Annotated in this window: 19 protein-coding genes and 1 tRNA gene; 9 read left to right on the top strand and 11 right to left on the bottom strand. The window is 56.5% G+C overall.

The features are described from left to right. Nucleotides 1–78 precede the first annotated feature (78 nt). Nucleotides 79–1,221: a DUF3095 domain-containing protein gene (locus AC2FGB_RS18105; protein WP_496694575.1), complete on the top strand. Its 1,143-nt coding sequence runs from the start codon at nucleotides 79–81 to the stop codon at nucleotides 1,219–1,221. On the opposite strand, the gene AC2FGB_RS18100 is transcribed toward AC2FGB_RS18105, so the two are convergent. Together AC2FGB_RS18100 and AC2FGB_RS18095 are read right to left on the bottom strand one after the other, a co-directional pair. Continuing rightward, a complete protein-coding gene (locus tag AC2FGB_RS18100; protein WP_281973863.1) occupies nucleotides 1,218–1,985 on the bottom strand; it encodes an HpcH/HpaI aldolase family protein in 768 nt (255 codons plus the stop codon). The genes AC2FGB_RS18105 and AC2FGB_RS18100 overlap by 4 nt on opposite strands. Nucleotides 1,986–1,994: 9 nt before the next feature. After that, nucleotides 1,995–3,407, bottom strand: coding sequence for a pyridoxal phosphate-dependent decarboxylase family protein (locus AC2FGB_RS18095; RefSeq protein ID WP_496694576.1), 1,413 nt, complete (start codon nucleotides 3,405–3,407; stop codon nucleotides 1,995–1,997). 228 nt (nucleotides 3,408–3,635) lie between these two features. Between AC2FGB_RS18095 and hpaR the strand changes: the two genes are divergently transcribed. Together hpaR and AC2FGB_RS18085 are read left to right on the top strand one after the other, a co-directional pair. Beyond that, a complete protein-coding gene (gene hpaR, locus AC2FGB_RS18090) occupies nucleotides 3,636–4,088 on the top strand; it encodes a homoprotocatechuate degradation operon regulator HpaR (RefSeq protein ID WP_281973862.1) in 453 nt (150 codons plus the stop codon). Between the two features lie 616 nt (nucleotides 4,089–4,704). Continuing rightward, nucleotides 4,705–5,403, top strand: coding sequence for a fumarylacetoacetate hydrolase family protein (locus AC2FGB_RS18085; RefSeq protein ID WP_496693083.1), 699 nt, complete (start codon nucleotides 4,705–4,707; stop codon nucleotides 5,401–5,403). Here the strand turns inward: AC2FGB_RS18085 and AC2FGB_RS18080 are convergent. Beyond that, nucleotides 5,396–6,610 (bottom strand): winged helix-turn-helix domain-containing protein, encoded by a 1,215-nt coding sequence (locus AC2FGB_RS18080; protein WP_496694577.1) that lies wholly within the window; start codon nucleotides 6,608–6,610, stop codon nucleotides 5,396–5,398. The two genes, AC2FGB_RS18085 and AC2FGB_RS18080, sit on opposite strands and share 8 nt — an antisense overlap. Before the next feature lie 3 nt (nucleotides 6,611–6,613). After that, a complete protein-coding gene (locus AC2FGB_RS18075) occupies nucleotides 6,614–7,639 on the bottom strand; it encodes a LacI family DNA-binding transcriptional regulator (protein WP_496690504.1) in 1,026 nt (341 codons plus the stop codon). Between the two features lie 115 nt (nucleotides 7,640–7,754). Between AC2FGB_RS18075 and AC2FGB_RS18070 the strand changes: the two genes are divergently transcribed. From AC2FGB_RS18070 to AC2FGB_RS18050, 5 genes are all read left to right on the top strand, one after another. After that, a tRNA-Arg gene (locus AC2FGB_RS18070) sits at nucleotides 7,755–7,831 on the top strand. Between the two features lie 155 nt (nucleotides 7,832–7,986). Continuing rightward, a complete protein-coding gene (locus AC2FGB_RS18065; RefSeq protein ID WP_496694578.1) occupies nucleotides 7,987–8,250 on the top strand; it encodes a hypothetical protein in 264 nt (87 codons plus the stop codon). Nucleotides 8,251–8,301: 51 nt separating this feature from the next. Next, nucleotides 8,302–8,844: a hypothetical protein gene (locus AC2FGB_RS18060; protein WP_496694579.1), complete on the top strand. Its 543-nt coding sequence runs from the start codon at nucleotides 8,302–8,304 to the stop codon at nucleotides 8,842–8,844. After that, a complete protein-coding gene (locus AC2FGB_RS18055; RefSeq protein WP_496694580.1) occupies nucleotides 8,841–9,314 on the top strand; it encodes a plasmid mobilization protein in 474 nt (157 codons plus the stop codon). The genes AC2FGB_RS18060 and AC2FGB_RS18055 overlap by 4 nt, the downstream gene beginning before the upstream one ends. Further along, a complete protein-coding gene (locus AC2FGB_RS18050) occupies nucleotides 9,311–10,864 on the top strand; it encodes a relaxase family protein (protein ID WP_496694581.1) in 1,554 nt (517 codons plus the stop codon). The genes AC2FGB_RS18055 and AC2FGB_RS18050 overlap by 4 nt, the downstream gene beginning before the upstream one ends. A gap of 163 nt (nucleotides 10,865–11,027) precedes the next feature. On the opposite strand, the gene AC2FGB_RS18045 is transcribed toward AC2FGB_RS18050, so the two are convergent. From AC2FGB_RS18045 to AC2FGB_RS18030, 4 genes are all read right to left on the bottom strand, one after another. Further along, nucleotides 11,028–11,918, bottom strand: coding sequence for a serine hydrolase domain-containing protein (locus AC2FGB_RS18045; RefSeq protein WP_496694582.1), 891 nt, complete (start codon nucleotides 11,916–11,918; stop codon nucleotides 11,028–11,030). An 89-nt stretch (nucleotides 11,919–12,007) separates the two neighbouring features. Beyond that, the gene (locus AC2FGB_RS18040; protein ID WP_496694583.1) at nucleotides 12,008–12,952 is read right to left on the bottom strand and encodes an HNH endonuclease; all 945 of its coding nucleotides are present in this window, start codon (nucleotides 12,950–12,952) and stop codon (nucleotides 12,008–12,010) included. Then, complete coding sequence (locus tag AC2FGB_RS18035; protein ID WP_496694584.1) at nucleotides 12,912–13,208, bottom strand: hypothetical protein; 297 nt, start codon at nucleotides 13,206–13,208, stop codon at nucleotides 12,912–12,914. The genes AC2FGB_RS18040 and AC2FGB_RS18035 overlap by 41 nt, the downstream gene beginning before the upstream one ends. Before the next feature lie 4 nt (nucleotides 13,209–13,212). Further along, nucleotides 13,213–13,635: a helix-turn-helix domain-containing protein gene (locus tag AC2FGB_RS18030; RefSeq protein ID WP_191287347.1), complete on the bottom strand. Its 423-nt coding sequence runs from the start codon at nucleotides 13,633–13,635 to the stop codon at nucleotides 13,213–13,215. 365 nt (nucleotides 13,636–14,000) lie between these two features. On the opposite strand from AC2FGB_RS18030, the gene AC2FGB_RS18025 reads away from it, so the two are divergent. Beyond that, nucleotides 14,001–15,095 (top strand): tyrosine-type recombinase/integrase, encoded by a 1,095-nt coding sequence (locus AC2FGB_RS18025; protein WP_496694585.1) that lies wholly within the window; start codon nucleotides 14,001–14,003, stop codon nucleotides 15,093–15,095. A gap of 492 nt (nucleotides 15,096–15,587) precedes the next feature. Here AC2FGB_RS18025 and AC2FGB_RS18020 read toward each other — a convergent pair whose 3' ends face one another. The 3 genes from AC2FGB_RS18020 to ade form a co-directional block, all read right to left on the bottom strand. Next, nucleotides 15,588–15,875: an HU family DNA-binding protein gene (locus AC2FGB_RS18020; RefSeq protein WP_142637567.1), complete on the bottom strand. Its 288-nt coding sequence runs from the start codon at nucleotides 15,873–15,875 to the stop codon at nucleotides 15,588–15,590. Between the two features lie 130 nt (nucleotides 15,876–16,005). Beyond that, nucleotides 16,006–17,469, bottom strand: coding sequence for an AMP nucleosidase (locus tag AC2FGB_RS18015; RefSeq protein ID WP_496679274.1), 1,464 nt, complete (start codon nucleotides 17,467–17,469; stop codon nucleotides 16,006–16,008). Further along, the gene (ade, locus tag AC2FGB_RS18010; protein WP_496694586.1) at nucleotides 17,466–19,268 is read right to left on the bottom strand and encodes an adenine deaminase; all 1,803 of its coding nucleotides are present in this window, start codon (nucleotides 19,266–19,268) and stop codon (nucleotides 17,466–17,468) included. Before ade ends, AC2FGB_RS18015 begins: the two co-directional genes overlap by 4 nt. Between the last annotated feature and the right edge of the window lie 2 nt (nucleotides 19,269–19,270).

Here is a 19,270-nt window from a genome sequence, read left to right as displayed (position 1 = left end):
GCGTGTGCTATGATGTTTTCAGCGGACATCGAACAAATTTGGGCTATCTGAAGGTCTATTCATATTGTCGAGGAACCAATGAAAGATGCACAGGCCGCATTTTATGACAGCCTTCCGCTGTTGCGGGACTTTAACAATCTGACCGATCCTGAACGCTTTACCGCGGTGCCGACGGAATGGGTTCTTGGTGTCGCAGATGTCGTGGATTCCACCGGTCAGATAGAGCGGGGACGATACAAGGCCGTGAACATGGTTGGGGCCGCGGTGATCTCGGCCATGATCAATGCGCTTCGCGGGCAAGAATTTCCCTATGTCTTTGGGGGTGATGGTGCTGGATTCGCCGTACCGGCAAGCGCGGCAGAGGCAGCACGTAGCGTTCTGGCCGATTTGCGGCGCTGGGCAGAAGAAGAGTTTTCGATCGCGTTGCGCGGGGCCGTTGTGCCCGTCGCCGAAATCCGGCAGGCGGGCAAGGATCTTCGGGTTGCGCGTTACGCGCCATCCGAGGGGGTGGATTATGCGATGTTCTCGGGCGGTGGTCTGGCCTGGGCCGAGGCCGAGATGAAAGCAGGCCGGTTTGAGGTTCCGTACGCAGCCCCCGGTGCGCTGCCGGATTTGACCGGGCTGTCCTGCCGCTGGTCCAACAGCAAGGCGCAGAATGGTCAGATTGTCTCGGTGGTGGTGCAGCCAACTGCCCGCGCAACCGAGACCGATTTCGCCGACCTGTCACGGGCTGTTCTAGTGGCCGCTGAAGGATTGGACCGGTCCGGCCACCCGATGCCGGAAAGCGGCCCTCCGATCCGCTGGCCTCCGCCTGGTTTGGCGCTGGACGCCCATGTTTCCCGTGCGGGTCGCAATCTGTTGGTACAGAAACTCAAGCTGTTGGCGCAGAATTTGATGATCGCACTGCTGTTCAAATCTGGAAAGCGATTGGGTAATTTCGAGCCTGATCACTACAAGCGCACGGTCAGTCGCAATGCGGATTTCCGCAAATTCGATGACGGTCTTAAAATGACGCTGGATTGTGACCCGGCAACCTTGAAGCAAATTCAGACCGTTCTTGAACAGGCTCGGAAACAGGGCAGCATCCACTATGGCTTGCATGCACAGGACGAGGCGATGATGACCTGCTTTGTCCCCTCGGCCACCCGTGACGATCACGTACATTTCGTCGATGGTGCCTCGGGCGGGTATGCTCAGGCGGCCTCGGCGATGCGGGCTTAGGCCTTCCACCTTGCGGCCAGGGCACGCGCCGCCTGTGTCAGCAGCATCACGTCGATCCCCACCGCCTGGAACTGGGCGCCCATGTCCTTATAGGCCTGCGATGCCTCATCCGTGACACCAAGAATGCCCGGGGCTTTGCCTGCTGCAACGATGCGCTTCATCGCGTCGGCGATCACCGCCTGGACCTCGGGCGCGGCGCTGTTTCCCTGAAAACCCATGTCAGTGGACAGGTCAGACGGACCGATAAACACGCCATCCACGCCTTCTACCTGTGCAATGGCATCCAATGCGGCGATACCGGCGCGGTTTTCCACCTGTAACAGCAGACATATCTGATCGTCTGCGGTCTGAATGTAGTCCTGAACCGTTCCGTATTGCGTTGCGCGTGAGGCCATCGCGCCGACGCCTCGCACACCTTGGGGTGGATAGTGGCAGGCACGTACCAGATCGCGCGCCTGTTCAGCACTTTCCACCATCGGTACCAGGATTGTCTGAGCACCTGCGTCCAGCACCATCTTGATCAATGCGGTGTCGCCCACCGGGATTCGCACGACGGGATGTGTCGGACTGGCGGCCAGCGCGATCAGCTGATCCCGGATGGACCGGATATCATTCGGCGCGTGCTCACCGTCGATCACCAGCCAGTCGAATCCGGCAGTGCCCATGATCTCGGCTGTTACCGCCTCAGCAAAGCTGGACCAACACCCAATCAGATGGTCGCCGTTTTTCAGGGCTTGTTTGAACGTGTTGACGGGTGCGGACATGTGGAACCTCTAGTTTAGCGAGCGGGCGATTTCAGTGATCACGTCAAATGCCATTTGGACGTCTGCCTGCGTGGTTTCAAACTGACCGGCCTGAAAGCGGATCACCAAGTCGCCATCAACGCGGGTTTGAGTCAAGTAAATGCGACCATCATCATTGATCGCATTGACCAGCCGTAGGTTCAGATCGTCCAGATCGGTTGATCCAGGGGGGGCATAGCGGAATGTCCACAATGACCACATAGGGTTAGTGGTGATTTCGAAATCGGATTCCGCTTTCAGCCGGTCATGCAGAGCCACTGACCATGTTATATGATTGCGCAACCTTTCACGTAGCCCTTCCAGACCATAGGCGCGGATGACGAACCACAGTTTCAGGGCTCGGAACCTGCGGCCCAGCGGTACCGACCATTCAGAATAATTTATGATCCCGTCCTTGCCGTGGGTCTTCAGGAATTCCGGGCTGATCGCGAGTGTCCGTACCAGATCATCGGGGTCCTTCAGAAAATGGGCGCAGCAATCGAACTGAACGCCCAGCCATTTATGCGGGTTGAACACGATGCTGTCGGCATGCTCGATTCCTTCCCAGTAATGGCGGTATTCGGGGCATATCATGGCCGAGCCAGCCCAAGCTGCATCGACATGCGAATATAGCCCGTATTTTTGCGCAATCTTCAGACATTCCTCTACCGGATCGGCCGCGCCGGTTCCGGTGCCGCCGACGCAGAGGATCACGCCGGTTGGCTGATAACCAGAGTCTAAATCGGCTTGAATTGCTGCTTCCAGCGCCTGTGGGTCCATCCCGCGCCAGTCGCCTTGTATGGGCACCCGCACCAGATTTTCCTGCCCGATCCCCGCAACCCATATGGCGCGATCAACAGAGGTATGGACTTCGGCCGAGCAATATACGCGCAGCGGTTTCTGTCCGAACAACCCATGTTGGTTGCCCTGCCAATTCAGCGCCTTTTCCCGCATGGTCAGCACAGCGGCCAGGGTCGCGGACGAGGCGGAATCCTGAATGACACCTGCAAAGCCCGTGGGCAGATCCAGGGCCTGCCGCAACCAATCCATCATCCGCGTCTCCATCTCGGTCGCGGCGGGGGATGTCTGCCACAACATGCATTGCGGAGCGATGGCGCTGGTTAGAAACTCGGCCAGAACCGACGGGGCCGAGGCGTTTGCATTAAAATAGGCAAAAAAGCGAGGATGTTGCCAATGGGTAATCCCAGGCATCACGATCTGTTCGAAATCGTGAAAGATTTCCTCCATCGCCTGGGAGCGCTCGGGAGGGCGCGCGGGTAAGGCGTTAAGAATATCACCGGGTTCCGTTCTGGCCCGAACCGGATTGTCGCCGACAGTCAGATGGTAATCCTGTGCCCACTCAGCAATCTTGGCGCCCCAATCCGAGAATTCATCCCAGTTCATTTTATCTTCCAATCTTCTCTGAACACCGCTTTCGATCCTGTGCCAGTGATGAATATCCGGGTTGAAACGTCAACGCCCTTTGCAGGAATCCAGTGGTCTGAGATTTATCTGAACATGTTTCCGCAGAGAGAAATGGAATAATTTAGGCTCTAATAAGCGATAAATGCCTAGAATTCCAAACACGGAAAGGTCAGTTGAAGAATGAACCGAATTCGGCCAGAATTTAACATGGCTCATGAAATTCCATTGACGTCCCGGTCTTTGCCTATTGCGCTGCTGCGCGCGAGGGAACGGGTTATGGGGCCTATCCGTAGAATGCTTGTCGAAGCGGGCGTAACCGAACAGCAATGGCGAGTTCTGCGGGTGCTGGAAGAGGAAGGCCCTCAAGAGCCCACGCATATTGCTGACCGTGCCTGTCTGCTTTTGCCCAGCCTGACCCGCATTCTGCAAAAGCTTGAGGCCAAGGGCCTTGTCGTGCGGAAAAGCCATCCGGTCGACAAGCGCAGGCAGATTGTTGAGATCACGGTCAAAGGGGCAGGGATTATCCGGGATAACATCGACTATACGTTGCTTTTGGCTGAAGAAATCCGCAACACGCTGGGACCAGAGCGGCATGAGGCGTTGCTGGATCTTCTCAACGATCTGCACGAGTTGAAATTACAATCAGATTCTCGGGACTAACAGTGTGTGGGCCCCGCCAGAGGGCCTTTGTGACCTCTCTGGCGGAGTGGCCAGGCCCGAGTGGACCATGTGCCTGGCCTACAGCCGGATACGAGGGGTGTTCAAACGATCCGGCAACGTTTCAGAGAACATCAGACCCCGAAAATCGGGGTTTCTCAGGCGCAAACTTACCCAGGGGGATGGGTGTTTGGCCGTGGTCCTCTGAATACTCGCACCCGGATTTCAGCGATTTCTGCCGTCCACGCGGGTGTCTTCGCAAGAAGGCGGAGGATTGGTGGTCCGCCGCCTTTGTGAGTGGTGACGTCTCAGTGCTGAACGCTTTCTGTTAGCAATAAGCTAGCGCGATACAGCAGTTTTCCAAGGTTTGACGGCTAAAATCTGAATGAGCTGTCGCAGTGTTTTCAGTCGCATGTTGAAAGTAAGCCCAGCGCCATAAGTAGCCATGTCTGCGAATTTTGAAACACGCGCAGGCTTACCGGTTCGATTTGGGCAAGCCTGTGCCGAATCATCCCCGAATTGTCGGCAAAAACCGGCGTGCGGGTTTCCAAGGATTGCGACTTGCTCTGGTTTATGCCCTTTAATATCCACTTTAACTAACCTGTGTTATGGCGGCATGATGATGGGTAGCCTGTTCTCTATTCCTGATCCGATCGCTTTGCCGGTTACCGGCGAGGACGACACATACCCGGTTGGGCGAATCTTTTGTGTGGGCAGGAACTATGCCGCACATGCGGCTGAAATGGGACATGAGGTCGACCGTGAGGCCCCTTTCTATTTCACCAAGGCCGCTGCAAACGCGGTCCTGTCTGGGGTGACGACGGCTTATCCTCCGGGGACCGAAAATTTCCACCATGAGATGGAGCTGGCTGTTGCAATCGGAAAGCCGGTTTTTCAGGCTGATACTTCTCAGGTGCAGGAAGCGGTGTTTGGCTTTGGCTGCGCCTTGGACATGACCCGACGTGATCTGCAAATTCGCGAGCGCAACAAACAGCGCCCTTGGGATCTTGGAAAAGATTTCGAGAATGCAGCCGTATTTGCCCCTCTGACCCGCGTGAGCGATTGGCAACCCGACCCGCAAAAACGCATCATTTTGCGCGTTAATGGCGAAACCCGGCAGGACGCAACCTTGGATGAGCTGATCTGGTCGATTGACGAGATCATAAGTCACTTGTCCGGCTATTATCATCTGCGACCAGGGGATTTGATCCTGACCGGAACGCCGGCTGGTGTAGGACCGGTTCAGCCCGGAGATTCACTCGAGGGTGAGATTGACGGGTTGCAGCCGGTCAAATTGAGTATATCAGACCCTAAATAGGGTCTTTTTGCCAATTCTCGGCAAATTCTATGTCATCCAACCCGGCAAAGCGACGAACCCGGTCCAGTTCGGCCTGTAGGCGGCGCATGCGGGCATCTGACCACCGTACTGTACGTTCTGGCCACAGGGCGCTGACCCGCAGCACCGACTGATCGCGATGGGCCTTCATGTCGATCCGGCCAATCAGCCGGTCGCCTTCGAGAAGCGGGAAAACATAATAGCCATAGGTGCGTTTAGGGGCAGGAACAAAAACCTCGATCCGGTAGTGAAACCCAAACAGCCGCTGCGCGCGGTCACGGTCCCGCAGCATCGGGTCAAACGGACTGAGCACTCTGATCCGACCCGGTGCTGGGGGGATCTGCGCGGCTTGTTCAGCAACACCCGGGCGTGCAAACAGTTTCCTGACCTGACCATTGGCACATTCGATCTCGATTTCTTCGACATGGCCTTCGGTCAAGGCGGTTTTGCACCAGTCTCGGGCTTCTGCGCTGCTGACCGTATCCCAAAACGCCGCCAATTCGCCCGAGGTCGCAAACCCCAGCCGGTCAAGTGCCGCATGGCACAACCAATCCACGGTCTGTTCGGCGTCACACTGCATGTTGCCGAGGCAAAGATGCGTCTCGATCACCCGCTCGGTCAGGTCATAGCGTTTCTGGAACCCCTGCCTGCCGATCACGGTCAGCGCGCCCGAGCGCCAGAGGAATTCAAGCGCGGTTTTCGACGGGTGCCAATCCCACCAGCCACCGGAGCCTTTCTTTTCGTCTTTTCCCACATCCGACGAGGAAACTGGCCCATGATTGCGTATATGCTGCAATACGGTTTCAAATTGCTGCTCGAACCCATCGCGACGCCAGTTTTTCCAGCGCGATTTCAGCAGGTCAGCGTCGCGCTGAAACCGTAGATGCCAATGGGGGTAGAACTCCATCGGAATGACTGCGGCATCATGGGTCCAATGTTCGAACAGCCCACGGTCACGTTCGTAGACATGCTTGAGGTTTTTGGCGCGATAGGCGGGCCTGCGCGAAAACAGGATCATGTCATGGGCGCGGGCGACCGTGTTGATACTGTCCAGCTGAACAAATCCCAGACGCCTGATCAATTCAAGCAGGTCAGGCCCTTTCGCAGCCCCGGACGGCTGTTCTGCCAGCGCGTGCCGGTCCATGAACAGGGCGCGGGCCGCCCGATTGTTCAGCCTTTGCATCGCCATGGGTCAGCGGCGTTTCAGCGTATCGCCATAACTGATCTTGGGGGTCAGAGTTATGCGGTTTTCGACCTCGGAAGCGGGATCGGAAAGCTGAACGGCGATTATCTCGGCTGCCTTGCGCCCAATCTCGTGTCGACATGCATCCATTGTGGCCAGCTTGCGCGGCAGACCCTGTAACAGTTCGACATTGTTGAACCCTGCCAAACCGATCTGGCCTGGAATGTCTATCCCCTGGTCCAACAGATACAGCAACCCGCCAGCACCAATCATGTCGTTGGAATAATACAGGAAATCCAGATCCGGTGAGCGTTCCAACATGGCTTGAGTCATCTCGCGGCCTTTGGCCAAGGCCGAGCCCCCGGAATAAAACTCGCGGTCTTCGATCTCGATCCCATGCTTGCCCAGCACTTCGGTAAAGCCTTCGAACCGTTTCCGGGCGCGGTGATCCAGGGGCATTTTGGTGCCCATAAAGCCGATATGTTCATAGCCCGCTTTCAGGATCGCCTGTGCCATCTCACGCCCAGCGCGGCGATGGGAAATCCCGACCATCGCGTCCACCGGCTTACCATCGGTGTCCATGATCTCGACCACCGGAATCCCCGCCGAATCCAGCATGGCGCGTGCGGCATCGGTATGTTCCAATCCGGCGATGATCACGCCCGAGGGCCGCCACGAGAGCATCTCGTACAGGACTTTTTCCTCTTTTTCGGGCAAATAATCGGTGACGCCGACCACTGGCTGTAGCTCGGTATCCTCAAGAATCTGATTGATCCCGGTCAGCACCTCGGGGAACACCATGTTCGACAGCGACGGGATGATCACCGCCACAAGGTTCACCCGGCTTGAGGCAAGCGCACCAGCGATTTTGTTCGGCACGTATCCCAGTTCTTTTGCTGCGGCCAGAACGCGTGTGCGGGTCGCATCCGACACGTCACCCCGATTGCGCAGAACCCGGCTGACCGTCATCTCAGACACTCCGGACGCTTCAGAAACATCACGAAGGGTGAGTGGGCGTTTGTTTTCTGTGGTCACGGGGTGCACCTGCGTTGTTGTTTTGTCCGATGGTAGCGTGAACAGGACGCATTTTACAACTGCCCTTCAAAGCCGATGACAACCCGAAAAAACCACGCTACAGAGAGTTTTGCGTGGCCCCGTGGCTCAACTGGATAGAGCAGCCCCCTCCTAAGGGGCAGGTTGCAGGTTCGAATCCTGCCGGGGTCGCCAAAAACACCTGAAAAATATGGCTTATTTGCAAGGGGTTCTGCAGAAGCTTGCAGAAACGCCCGTTTCGTTTTCTGCCGAATTCTCCGAAAACGACCGAAATCTCGTACAAAACCTGTACAAAATTCGCGCGTTTGTGCGTATTTCGGTGGCCAATCATGAGCCGCCATAGCTTTGATCCCGAAATCGCCGGGCGTGTGGGTCTCAATGCAGCGGTGATTTTCCAAAACATCACCTTCTGGATCGAGAAGAACCAAGCCAATCGCCGCAACCTTCGAGACGGGCGGTATTGGACTTACAATTCGATCTCGGCCTTTGGTGAGTTGTTCCCCTATCTGAGCGAAAAGCAGATCCGAACAGCGCTCGAAAAGCTGGTCAGCGCAGAGCTGCTAATCAAGGGCAATTTCAGCGATGATCGTTAAGATCGGACCTGCTGGTATGCCCTAGGCAACTCCATTTTCCCAAATGGGCAAATGGATCCGACCGAAAGGGAAATTGATGCATTTGCCCCTGAGGGCAAGCCATCTGCCCCAGAGGGCAAATCCTATGAGAACAGATATAAACCATATCAAAAACCAAATCCTTCGCACGCGAAGGCGGCGGTTGAGGATGAGGTTTCTGAAAGGATTTTGTCGGCCTATCCGGAGGATCGCATTCGCGGCAAAGCGGTTTGCCTTTCGCAGATCCGCCAAGCCCTGGCCGACGGTGTGGACGCGAAAGACCTCGAGGACGCCGTGCGGGCATATGCGAGCGAGAGCGAAGGATTCACTCGATCCAAGGTGTGCTTCTCCGACAATTGGTTCAGCACTGGCCGTTGGTTGAAATACCTTCACGACGTTGAGGAGGCGCGGGAAGCGGGCAAGGCAAAAGAGGTGGAATTGCTGAAAGGCTTGGCCGACTGGGTCACGGACCGCCATCCACTGTGCCGCCACATCACACCCGGCCAAGTGACAGCCTTGCTGGCTGCAAAGCTTGTCAGCCCTGCTGAAATCGAAGCGGCGGGGCTCAGAGCATGAGTGCGACCGATCCCCACAAAGAGCAGAGAGCAAGGTTACCCACCGATTACATCGGCGGGACTTGTGAGGGGCGGCAAGCCTCCCCTTCAAACCCCAACCAGACGCGCGCAAGCAACGTCAAAGAGGGCCTTTCCGAGAGCGTGATCTTTCGATGCACCCCGTCGGAAAAGGCAGCGCTTGTGGCCAAATCGCGCGCCGCTGGCCTGCCCAATGCCACGCTGATGCGAGAGGCCTTGGGGCTGGTCGAGGCACGTCGTCGCAAGCTCGTCCCTCGCGTTGATCCGAAGTTGACCTTTGCGATTGCCCGTGTCGGCGGCAACCTCAATCAACTGTCACGCTGGATCAACGGCGCGGTCAAATCTGGTCGCGCGAGCCAGATCGACACGCTTAAGGTCGCGACGCAGCTGGTGGCCATCGAACGGCAGTTGGCGCAGATCGTGGCGGCACACACAGGCGGTAACTGCGTATGATCATCTCATTCTTCTCTACCGGCACAGGCGGCGGTGCGGCCCCCGTAGACTACCTGACAGCGCGTGAAGTTCTGGCCTATGACGAGAACCGCAATCTGATCCGCGACGACAACGGCCAGCCGCAAACCAAGCTCCGCGACCCGCTGCCCGAGGTGCTGCACGGCAACCCCGACCAAACCCGCGACCTGATCGACGCGAGCCCCAACAGGTGGAGCTACACGGCAGGCGTGATCAGCTTTGCCGATAGCGATGATCCCAGTCCCGACGCCCAGCAAGAGGCCATTGAGCTATTTGAGGCTCTGGCCTTTGCTGGACTGGACAGGGATCAATATGATTGCCTTTGGGTGCGCCACTCGCATGAAGGCAACATCGAGCTGCACTTCTGCACGCCACGCCTTGAGCTCAGCACCGGCAAGGCACTGAACATCGCGCCGCCAGGGCATGAGAACGCATTTTCCAGCCTGCGCGATCTTTTGAACAAGAGGCTCGGTTGGGCAGACCCTTTGGACCCAGAACGCGCCCGCGAAGTGAGGGCAACGAGTGAAGCACCGACGCGCGCGCAGGGTCGCGAAGCGCTGCACGATTGGATCCTCGATCAGATCAGCGTCGGCATTATCACGGATCGCGCCAGCATGATCGATGCTTTGGCCGATGCGGGCTTCGAGATCCCCCGCACCAGCAAAAACTACATCACCGCCAAAGACCCCGACACCGGTGAGCGCTGGCGTTTGAAAGGAGAGATTTTCCATGACGACTGGCAAGCCGAATCGCCTCGCCGAGAAATTGAACGCGGACCTGGAGACGATCCGGCGCGACCACGCCGCCTTGATGGAGTCTCAGCTGGAGAGCTTCAGGAGCGATTTCAGCAGCATTGCGACCAGCGCGCTGCATACAATCGAGACCGATATCAGGTTCTTTCTCAGCGACAGCAAGAGCGAGTTGGAGAGGCGGAGCGAGACGATCCGCCGCTGGTTGACGATCTCCCCCTGGGTGATCGTGGCGATGGCCTCAGTCTGGATCGTGACGGTACTGATCACGAGTTGGTTTTGGACGGGTTTGATCTCGCATTCGGAGATGACGGAACTTGGCCTGACACGGATCGAGCAGGCCGGGCAGACATGGGTGGCGCTGGACCAGAGCCGGACCGATTTAAAAACCTGCACGATCGCGGGGACGCCGATCATCTGCATCAAGATCAAGGAACCTTAGATGACAAAGACCCTGACAGCATTGGAACGCGAATTGCTCACATCCGTCGAACGGTTGGTGACGGCCTGCGAGAGCTCAGCCAAGGAATTGCACGCCTTGGAGAAACGCTCGACCAGCAGGATCGAAAGCAAGGTGAATGGATTGGCGCATTGCGTGGCGCTATTGATGAAATCACATCTCACGTCCGTCACCACATTGGCCGACTTGCTGCGCGAGGAGCAGAATTACGACACGCTTCAGGTGGGATTACAGACCAGCTGGAAACTAGCGAAAGACGCCGAGAAGCGGCTGAACGAGAGCTAGATGCCCGCATTAATCACCGTAGCGGTCACTCGCTTTAATCTTACTGCAAGTGTTAGCGCGTTTAGGAGATCTGTAGCGGCATTCCTAAACGCGTTCTGCAGCATTCAGCGACATGCCTGCAATGTACTCCATGGATGCACATGCGGGAAAACCAGCCATTCAGGCCCTCGGGGTTGTACGACCGTGTTGCGGACGAAGCAGTCATTGAACTTCGGCTAGCCTCTCCGCTGCAAACTCGGCAACACCCTCAGCGGTCCCATCTGTAAACGAGGCCACAGTGATTGGATCATTAACGTCAGAAAAATGATAGACTGCGTTTACGCAAAACGGTCCACCACCGGAATGCCCAACCGCTCTACCCACACTTTTCAAAGCACCATACATCAGGCCAAGAGCATATCCACATTCTGTCCATGGACGGTTGGGAATAGCGCCGCCAAGGATTTTTGCATCTAACATTTGGCGCATGGTCGCTGGCTGCAACAGATGACCAGTCATAAGCGCGTGCAGCAGCCGCGCGGCATCTGGCGCGTTTCCGATCAAACACCCATGGTAGACCCACTTTGGGTCGTAGTCAGTCGCGGCCTCCCAATGTACCCTCCGAAATTGCCCGCATGTTTCTGCAAGCTCAATACTGTTCAGGCCCAACGGCTTGCACACCATATCGGCAATAACCTCACGAAGCGGCGTATCCAGCGTCGCTTCGATTAGCTCGACTACAAACATGTAGCCTATGTTGGAATAAGACCAACCTTGTACCGGCTCAAACAACATTCCTTTTGCAAGCGCCACATCAAGTAGTTTGTTGCGTGTCCAAGGTGTTTCCTTGGCCGCAACGGCTGAGTGATATTCAGAAAACTGCCCGTAATCTGGGAGACCAGAGGTGTGCTTTAGAAGTTGGCGAAGGGTGTAACGTTCGCCCTTCAGCGTGGCGTCCAGGTCGAGTTTCCCGCGTTCAACTAGTTTCAAAGCACAGATTGAAATTACAGTTTTGGTGAAGCTCCAATAGGGAAAGCAAGCCTCAACCGAACCAGAGAATCCTTCTCGGCCAGACGCTGTTATCCAATAAGAGTGAACTGTTTGAACGGTCATTTTGCATATGTCTGGCATTGCTTTGCCGGTGTCAATTTGGGCTCTTTCCGGCAGTACGCTGCGTTCTACGCCAATGTCCGCACTGAGTATTAATGCTTGAAACAATTCTCTCTGTGCCAGGCTACAAACTCAGTCCTCGGCCGGTTGGCGAGGCGGTCCGGCACCAAGATCTTGCCGGACAAGTTGATCATCGATGTCACGGCTTCGATATCGTTACTTTGACGGGAAACCAGAATAGTTAGGTCGTCTGCTAACCCAACGAGGCCGCGATCAAACATCCAATGCGCGGTTCCGGACAGGGCGAGCCCATTGCTCACGATGTCAGGGCCGTCGTGTTCGACCGGTCTGATATGAGCGGCTTCCACCTCGGCGCGGCCACCGCCATTGATGAGACGCAAGCCCGTAATGGCACACCGTTCGCCGTAGGCGCGCAGGACGTTCTTTCTAAAATTGCGGTCGCGAACCGCGCGATTGGTCAGCTGGCTGACGCGTTCTCGAGCGGGCATGTGCTGGAAATGTGTTTGAGCATCTTGAAACCCTGGCATCTGCATCGTGTCGCCCACGCGAGGCAGGATGTCCTCATCTCGTCCAAGGCCACGTTCGACTATTCGGGCAAAGTCTTCAGCTGAAAGGGTTCTTACTGCGGCTTGCGCGCGTCCGGATATCTTGCCTTGATCGTTCAACAACCCTTTTTCGATGATTGAATTCTCGTCCCGGAATGAAACAGGGTCGCCGAAATCAAGATACGTTCCAGGCTCGATCACCGCCAAGAACATGTCCTGCTTCCTAGGATCCGGAATGATCTCTTGGACCTTGGCGACCGCGAAGTAACCTTTGGTCTCTTTGACCTTGCTTGGCTCCAGGTAGACGATCCAATCCCCTTCGCACTGTTGGGCGCGTGAAAGGTATTGCTTGGGGAACTGATACCGCTCCGACGGAATGTCGTCGTAAATCGAGTCGCTGCGATGGATGAAAATACCAAAGGCCATCCGATCAGCCGCGTTGAAGGTGTTCCAGTTTTCGATCGGCCGCACGTAGGGTCAGCACCGCGCCTGTCAAAAATGGAAGCGCCAAACCAGCCGCAGCGATTGCGAAAATCATGATGGTGGCCAAAACTGAATATTCGGCGGTCTGTTGTGCCAGTGATAATCGACCCAAGCCAATCAGGTAGAACACACTGGTTCCAAGGAAGATCAGGTAAAGTGGCCCAAAGGGTTCGATCACCTCACGGCGAGTGCGCTCCAAGACTGAATGTCGCAACATGTCCCAGCGTTTGCTTGCCTTGTTCACCAGATTACTCCCTTACCAATTCAATCCACGTGTGAACGTCGTCGTCACTGACTTCACGGCCTTCGACGTGTGACTGATACCAGCGAGCCACGATTGCTCCGCGTTTTTCGCTCTTAATTTTGATGTTTTCGTCAGTGAGGTGTTGATCGAGCGAAATCTCGATCCTCTTTAGCGCCTCAAAGTCATGAGCCGCTCTTACAGACTTTGTGCCCAATAGGATCCATGCTGCGTCTACATCGAACTTGTCGGCAATCGCGACCAAGGCCTCAACGGGAAGGCCGCGCTGGCCTTTTTCGTAGCTGTGATAGGCGCGGTGTGAGACGCCGATCGCGTCCGCCATGGCGGTTTGCGTCAAGCCGACTTCGTTGCGCGCGATCGCAAGTCGCGCACCCATTGCCGAGAAGACAGCCTTCAAATCCCGCGCCATGCAAGGTTCCCATTGACGTGAATGTCAAATTGCGCGAAACTGCACAAAATGACATAAAATTCCAGTTAATCCCATCTGACCACGTCAGAAGGTGCAGAACAAGCGATTCCATACGTGTCGCCGATTCCACTTAAGCGGACAAGGACAACTGAAATGGCAGAGACCAACTATTCAGACAGCTCTCAGATCCTGGGGCTTGGGAAAACGCCCGCGCAATGGGTCGAAGTCATGGCCGGGATGGGGATCGATATTTCAGAACGCACTCTGCGCGAACGCGCCAATGAGACCGGCGCATTTTATCGCCTTGGGCGGACCATGCTGATCACGCCCGCGCAGATTGATACGATTTTTGAAGGAGGCCAGTCATGCCGCTCCAAATTTACAAGAGGGGCCGTGTCTACTGGGCCAAGGGGTGGATTGAATACAACGGCAGGCCAATCGCCGGCCCATACCGGCGAAGCACTAAGGCATCTACAGAAGAGGGCGCACGGGACTGGATAAACCATGAGACCGAACGTCAGATCCGTCGCTATGTCGTGGGCGACGAACCGAGCAAGACGTTCTCTGATGCAATCATGCTCTACAATGCGTCCCCAAAAGCGGCGAAGCAGTTGATCCCGATTGTCGAAGCGATCGGTGACCTGTCGCTAGGCGCGATTTCTGGCGCGCTATTGAAGAGCCTGGGGCCGAAGCTGAAGCCCAAAGCGTCGACTGATACCTGGTGGCGCGAAATCGTGACGCCCGCGAGTGCTGTGATCAACAACGCGCATGAGCTAGAGGGCACTCCTCTGATCCGCGTGAAGCCGTACGACAAGTTCGAACGCATCGCTCAGGACAAGCGACGCGGGAAGCTTAGTCGTGTCGAGCGCACCCCGGCTGACAAGGAATGGATCGAGGCATTTTGCCGTGCAGCTGATCCGTATAACGCCGCTCTGGTCCGTTTCATGTTTGAAACGGCTGCGCGGATTGATCAGGCTGTATCACTGGAGCCGGATGACCTTCGACCGCACGAAAACAAAGTTCGGGTAAAGGCGCAGAAGGGACATCCGGAAAGTTGGATCACCGTCTCGCCTCAGATGATGGACGAGCTTCTCGCACTGCCAGCCAAACGGCCCAAGAACCGCAAGACCGGCAAGCTGATGAAAGCCCGTGTTTTCGGCTACGGCAGCTCGACAGGCTACAACACGCGCTGGAAGACGATCTGCAAACGCGCGGGTATTCCTTACCTGTCAGCGCACCCTGCTGGGCGGCATGGGTTCTTCACTGAGTTAGTCGTTCGTCAAGGCGTCGACCCGGTCACCGCAGCCAAGGCTGGTCGTTGGTCAGACCCCAATTTGCCCATGCGGATCTATGCCCACGCGGAGACCGATGAGGCCGACATCAGAGCCCGTTTTCGTACAAACCACGTACAAGATGGCACCGTACAAACACCCAACAGCAAGAAATTACAAAAGGAATAGCGCTATGAACGCATCCCTCCTAAGGGGCAGGTTGCAGGTTCGAATCCTGCCGGGGTCGCCAAGATATCTAATGAAATCATTTATTTTCAATACTTTAGACAGTTCACTCGCTTCGAAAGGTGACACATGACTAAAAATTGGTTCGGATGAGCCAATCAAAATATCCATCGCCGAGAATGAATTTCTTTTTGGGGCGAGTGCGGCAAAACAAATTACTGGTCCGAAAGTCGACCGGATATTGTCCGTTCTTGTTCTGTGACGGGGCCAGCCTCGCGAATTTGTGGCATTCGCCAGCTTAGGCCACCGGTCCTGTTGCGCACCCAGCTAATGAGCGCGGCGCTAGATTTATTCTTCGCTGATCTCAGATTGCATAACACCAGGCTGACCACGGCCGGCCTCCCAAAGCCTTACAAAAAACTGGCTTCAATAGGGGGGTAAAAGAAAAAGGGCCCCCAAGCGGCGGCCCTTGATCGTTTTGCAGTGAAAGCTGGATCAGCCGTTCACGCTGTCCTTCAGCGCCTTCGCAATGGTCATTTTGACCACTTTGTCGGCTTCTTTCTTGAACTGCTCGCCGGTGGCAGGGTTACGCACCATGCGCTCGGGGCGCTCGCGACAGTAGATTTTGCCGACACCAGGCAGGGTCACCGCGCCGCCCGCCGACACTTCGCGGGTGATAAGGCCGGTCATGGCCTCCAGCGCAGTGTTCGCAGCTTTCTTGTCGGTTCCCATTTCCTCAGCGAGAGCAGCAACCAGCTGAGTCTTTGTCATAGGCTTTGCCATTTCTTGGTCTCCTTAACGTGCCCGATAAATAGGGCCTCACCGCGTAACTGTAACGGGATATTGTAGGTGAACACAACGAATAGTAGCGTCGAAAACCCTAAAAATAGGGGGAATTCGTTGCTTTTTTGCTTCAGAGAAAGGCCGTTTCATCAAAGGAACGCAATTTCCGGCTGTGCAGGCGCTCTAGCGGCATGCCCCTCAGGTGCTCCATCGCACGAATTCCGATCGCGAGATGGCGGCTAACCTGTGTGGTATAGAAGGCAGAGGCCATGCCAGGAAGCTTTAATTCGCCGTGCAGCGGCTTGTCTGAAACACAGAGCAACGTGCCATAGGGAACACGGAACCGATAGCCGTTGGCGGCAATGGTCGCGCTTTCCATATCCAGCGCGATTGCCCGTGATTGGCTGAGCCGCTGTACCGGGCCGGACTGGTCGCGCAGTTCCCAGTTGCGGTTATCGACCGAAGCAACGGTGCCTGTGCGCATGACCCGTTTCAGCTCATAACCTTCCAGCTCGGTGACCTCGGCTACAGCCTGTTCCAGCGCAACCTGAACCTCGGCCAAAGGCGGAATCGGCACCCAGACCGGCAGGTCATCATCCAGAACCTTGTCTTCGCGCAGATAGGCATGGGCCAGAACAAAATCGCCCAATGCCTGTGTGTTGCGCAGCCCGGCGCAGTGGCCAACCATCAGCCAGGCATGCGGGCGTAGCACGGCGATATGATCGGTCGCGGTTTTGGCGTTCGACGGACCGACGCCGATATTGACCAGCGTGATACCCGATCCATCCGCCCGCTTTAGGTGATAGGTCGGCATCTGCGGCAGCTTCAGGGGTTGTTCCAGCACTCCGCCTTCGGTGGTGATCTCGACATTTCCGGTCGAGACAAAGCTGGTATAGCCACTGTCTGGTTCGGCCAGCTGCGCGCGTGCATAGTTTTCGAATTCCGAGACGTAGAACTGATAGTTGGTGAACAGCACATGGTTCTGGAAATGACTGGGATCAGTCGCAGTGTAATGCGCCAGCCGGGCCAGTGAATAGTCGACCCTTTGCGCAGTAAACAAAGACAGCGGGCCATCTTCTTCCTCGTGGTCATGGACGCCATTGACGATGTCGTCATGGGTGGTTGTCAGGTCTGGTACGTCGAATACATCGCGCAGGGTAAATCCGGCGGCGCCCTGATGCGGAACGATCAGATCAGGATTGTTGGCCACGGCGAAATGAACCGGAATGGGTGTGTCCGAAGCCCCGATCGTGACCGGCTGGTCATGGTTTCTGATCAATAGGGCAATCTGTTGGGTCAAATAGGACCGGAACAGATCTGGCCGCGTTACAGTGGTCGAGTGGATGCCCGGTTCCGAGACGTGACCAAAACTTAGCCGGCTGTCGACCCGCGCATAGGAGGAGGTTTTGATGCGAATTTCCGGGTAATAGGCTCTGAAGCGTTCAGTTGGTGCTCCGTGCTCGATCACATTGGCAAAGTTCTCGCACAGGAAGCTGGTGGCTTGCTCGTACAGTTCTTCCAACCTTGCGACCGCGGCTGCGGGATCGGTGAAGTTCTCGGGCGCGGGGGCCTTAGGTGCTCGTATTATTGTCATGCAAGGGGTTCCAAAAGATCGATCTTTTCAAATTTGCGCACATCCACCAGCCCGACATCCGAGATCCGCAATTCAGGGATCACCACCAGAGCCAGCAATGAGTGCTGCATATAGGCGTTGTTCAGTTTACAGCCACAGGCCTGCATGGCCCGAACCATTTGTTCGGCCTTGGCGGCTACTTCGGCTGCCGGGCTATCAGACATCAGTCCAGCGATGGGCAGTTCCACCAGCGCCAGTTCCTCACCGTCTCGGAAAATGGTGATGCCACCGCCGATCTCGGCCAGCCGATTTGCGGCAAGGGCCATCTGTTCGCGGTCGGTCCCAACAACAATCATATGGTGACTGTCATGGGCCACGGTCGAAGCCATTGCCATGCGCCCCTGATATCCAAACCCCGAGACAAAGGCATTTGTGACCCCGCCCGTTGCGCGGTGGCGTTCGACAAGCGCAATCTGGCAGACCTCACCCTCGGCTTCAACCAGGCCGCCAATGATAGGCAGTTCGGCCTTTAACGCTTTGGTCGGGGCTTGGTTTTCGACCACACCAATCACATTGGCCTGAACGCGGTTCGCCCCCTTGGGGGCCTCGATCTGAAAATCCGCGCTGGTCAGGGCATGGCCCAGATGCACGGTGTTTCGAGCGGCTGCAGGCCAATTCAGATGCGGGCAGTCCACAGTTATCTTGCCGTCCTCTGCCACGATTTGGCCGCGCGCTATGACAAGCTCGATGGGCAGGTCCTTCAGGTCCGAGCTGAGGATGATATCCGCCCGGCGCCCGGGCGTGATCGAGCCGATATCGCGCTCCAACCCGAAATGCGTGGCTGTGTTGATGGTCGCCATCTGCAACGCGATCAACGGATCACAGCCGCAGGCAATCGCATGGCGCACCACGCGGTTCATATGCCCTTCATTGACCAGGGTACCAGAATGGCAATCATCCGTGCACAGGATGAAGTTGCGCGGATCCAGCCCTTTCTCGGTGATGGCGGTGATCTGAGTTTCCACGTCATACCAGGCCGATCCCAATCGCATCATCGACCGCATCCCTTGACGCACCCGCGCGATGGCATCGGCCTCGCAGGTGCCTTCGTGGTCGTCGGCAGGGCCGCCTGCGACATAAGCTGCGAAATCAGGCCCTAAATCAGGCGAAGCATAGTGCCCGCCAACGGTTTTCCCTGCCCGTTGGGTCGCGGCAATCTCGGCCAGCATCACGGGATCACCATTGATCACCCCAGGGAAATTCATCATCTCACCCAGCCCGATGATGCCCGGCCAGCTCATTGCTTCGGCAACGTCCTCGGCGGTGATCTCATAACCGGTGGTCTCAAGCCCCGGCGCCGATGGCGCGCAAGAGGGCATCTGGGTGAAAATGTTAACGGGCTGCATCAGCGCCTCGTCATGCATCATACGAACGCCGTCCAGCCCCAGGACGTTGGCTATTTCGTGCGGGTCAGTGAACATGCTTGTCGTGCCATGAGGGATAACGGCCCCCGCAAATTCGGCCGGGGTCAGCATTCCTGATTCGATATGCATATGCCCGTCGCACAGGCCGGGCAGCATATACCGCCCCTCTGCCTCGATGATCCGGGTGTTCGGGCCGACGCAGTGCGAAGCATCAGGGCCAACATAGGCGATACGTCCATCGACAATCGCGATGTCATGATCGGGCAGGGCTTCGCGGCTGTGCACGTTAACCCAGATCCCGCTACGGACAACAAGGTCAGCGGCTTGACGCCCTGCGGCGACAGCGATCAGACGGGGGGCGGTATCGGGCCAGCTTGGGAAAGGTGTGAATTCCATGG

The sequence above is a fragment of the Ruegeria sp. CDSC021 genome (assembly GCF_059610845.1).
The sequence above is the reverse complement of the archived record's forward strand: the minus strand, read 5'-3'. Positions and strand labels throughout refer to the sequence as shown.

Coding starts and splice junctions, on each gene's coding strand:
- AC2FGB_RS18105 (WP_496694575.1), top strand. CDS start 79: ATGAAAGATGCACAGGCCGCATTTTATGACAGCCTTCCGCTGTTGCGG.
- AC2FGB_RS18100 (WP_281973863.1), bottom strand. CDS start 1,985: ATGTCCGCACCCGTCAACACGTTCAAACAAGCCCTGAAAAACGGCGAC.
- AC2FGB_RS18095 (WP_496694576.1), bottom strand. CDS start 3,407: ATGAACTGGGATGAATTCTCGGATTGGGGCGCCAAGATTGCTGAGTGG.
- hpaR (WP_281973862.1), top strand. CDS start 3,636: ATGGCTCATGAAATTCCATTGACGTCCCGGTCTTTGCCTATTGCGCTG.
- AC2FGB_RS18085 (WP_496693083.1), top strand. CDS start 4,705: ATGATGGGTAGCCTGTTCTCTATTCCTGATCCGATCGCTTTGCCGGTT.
- AC2FGB_RS18080 (WP_496694577.1), bottom strand. CDS start 6,610: ATGGCGATGCAAAGGCTGAACAATCGGGCGGCCCGCGCCCTGTTCATG.
- AC2FGB_RS18065 (WP_496694578.1), top strand. CDS start 7,987: ATGAGCCGCCATAGCTTTGATCCCGAAATCGCCGGGCGTGTGGGTCTC.
- AC2FGB_RS18060 (WP_496694579.1), top strand. CDS start 8,302: ATGGATCCGACCGAAAGGGAAATTGATGCATTTGCCCCTGAGGGCAAG.
- AC2FGB_RS18055 (WP_496694580.1), top strand. CDS start 8,841: ATGAGTGCGACCGATCCCCACAAAGAGCAGAGAGCAAGGTTACCCACC.
- AC2FGB_RS18050 (WP_496694581.1), top strand. CDS start 9,311: ATGATCATCTCATTCTTCTCTACCGGCACAGGCGGCGGTGCGGCCCCC.
- AC2FGB_RS18045 (WP_496694582.1), bottom strand. CDS start 11,918: ATGACCGTTCAAACAGTTCACTCTTATTGGATAACAGCGTCTGGCCGA.
- AC2FGB_RS18030 (WP_191287347.1), bottom strand. CDS start 13,635: ATGGCGCGGGATTTGAAGGCTGTCTTCTCGGCAATGGGTGCGCGACTT.
- AC2FGB_RS18025 (WP_496694585.1), top strand. CDS start 14,001: ATGCCGCTCCAAATTTACAAGAGGGGCCGTGTCTACTGGGCCAAGGGG.
- AC2FGB_RS18020 (WP_142637567.1), bottom strand. CDS start 15,875: ATGGCAAAGCCTATGACAAAGACTCAGCTGGTTGCTGCTCTCGCTGAG.
- AC2FGB_RS18015 (WP_496679274.1), bottom strand. CDS start 17,469: ATGACAATAATACGAGCACCTAAGGCCCCCGCGCCCGAGAACTTCACC.
- ade (WP_496694586.1), bottom strand. CDS start 19,268: ATGGAATTCACACCTTTCCCAAGCTGGCCCGATACCGCCCCCCGTCTG.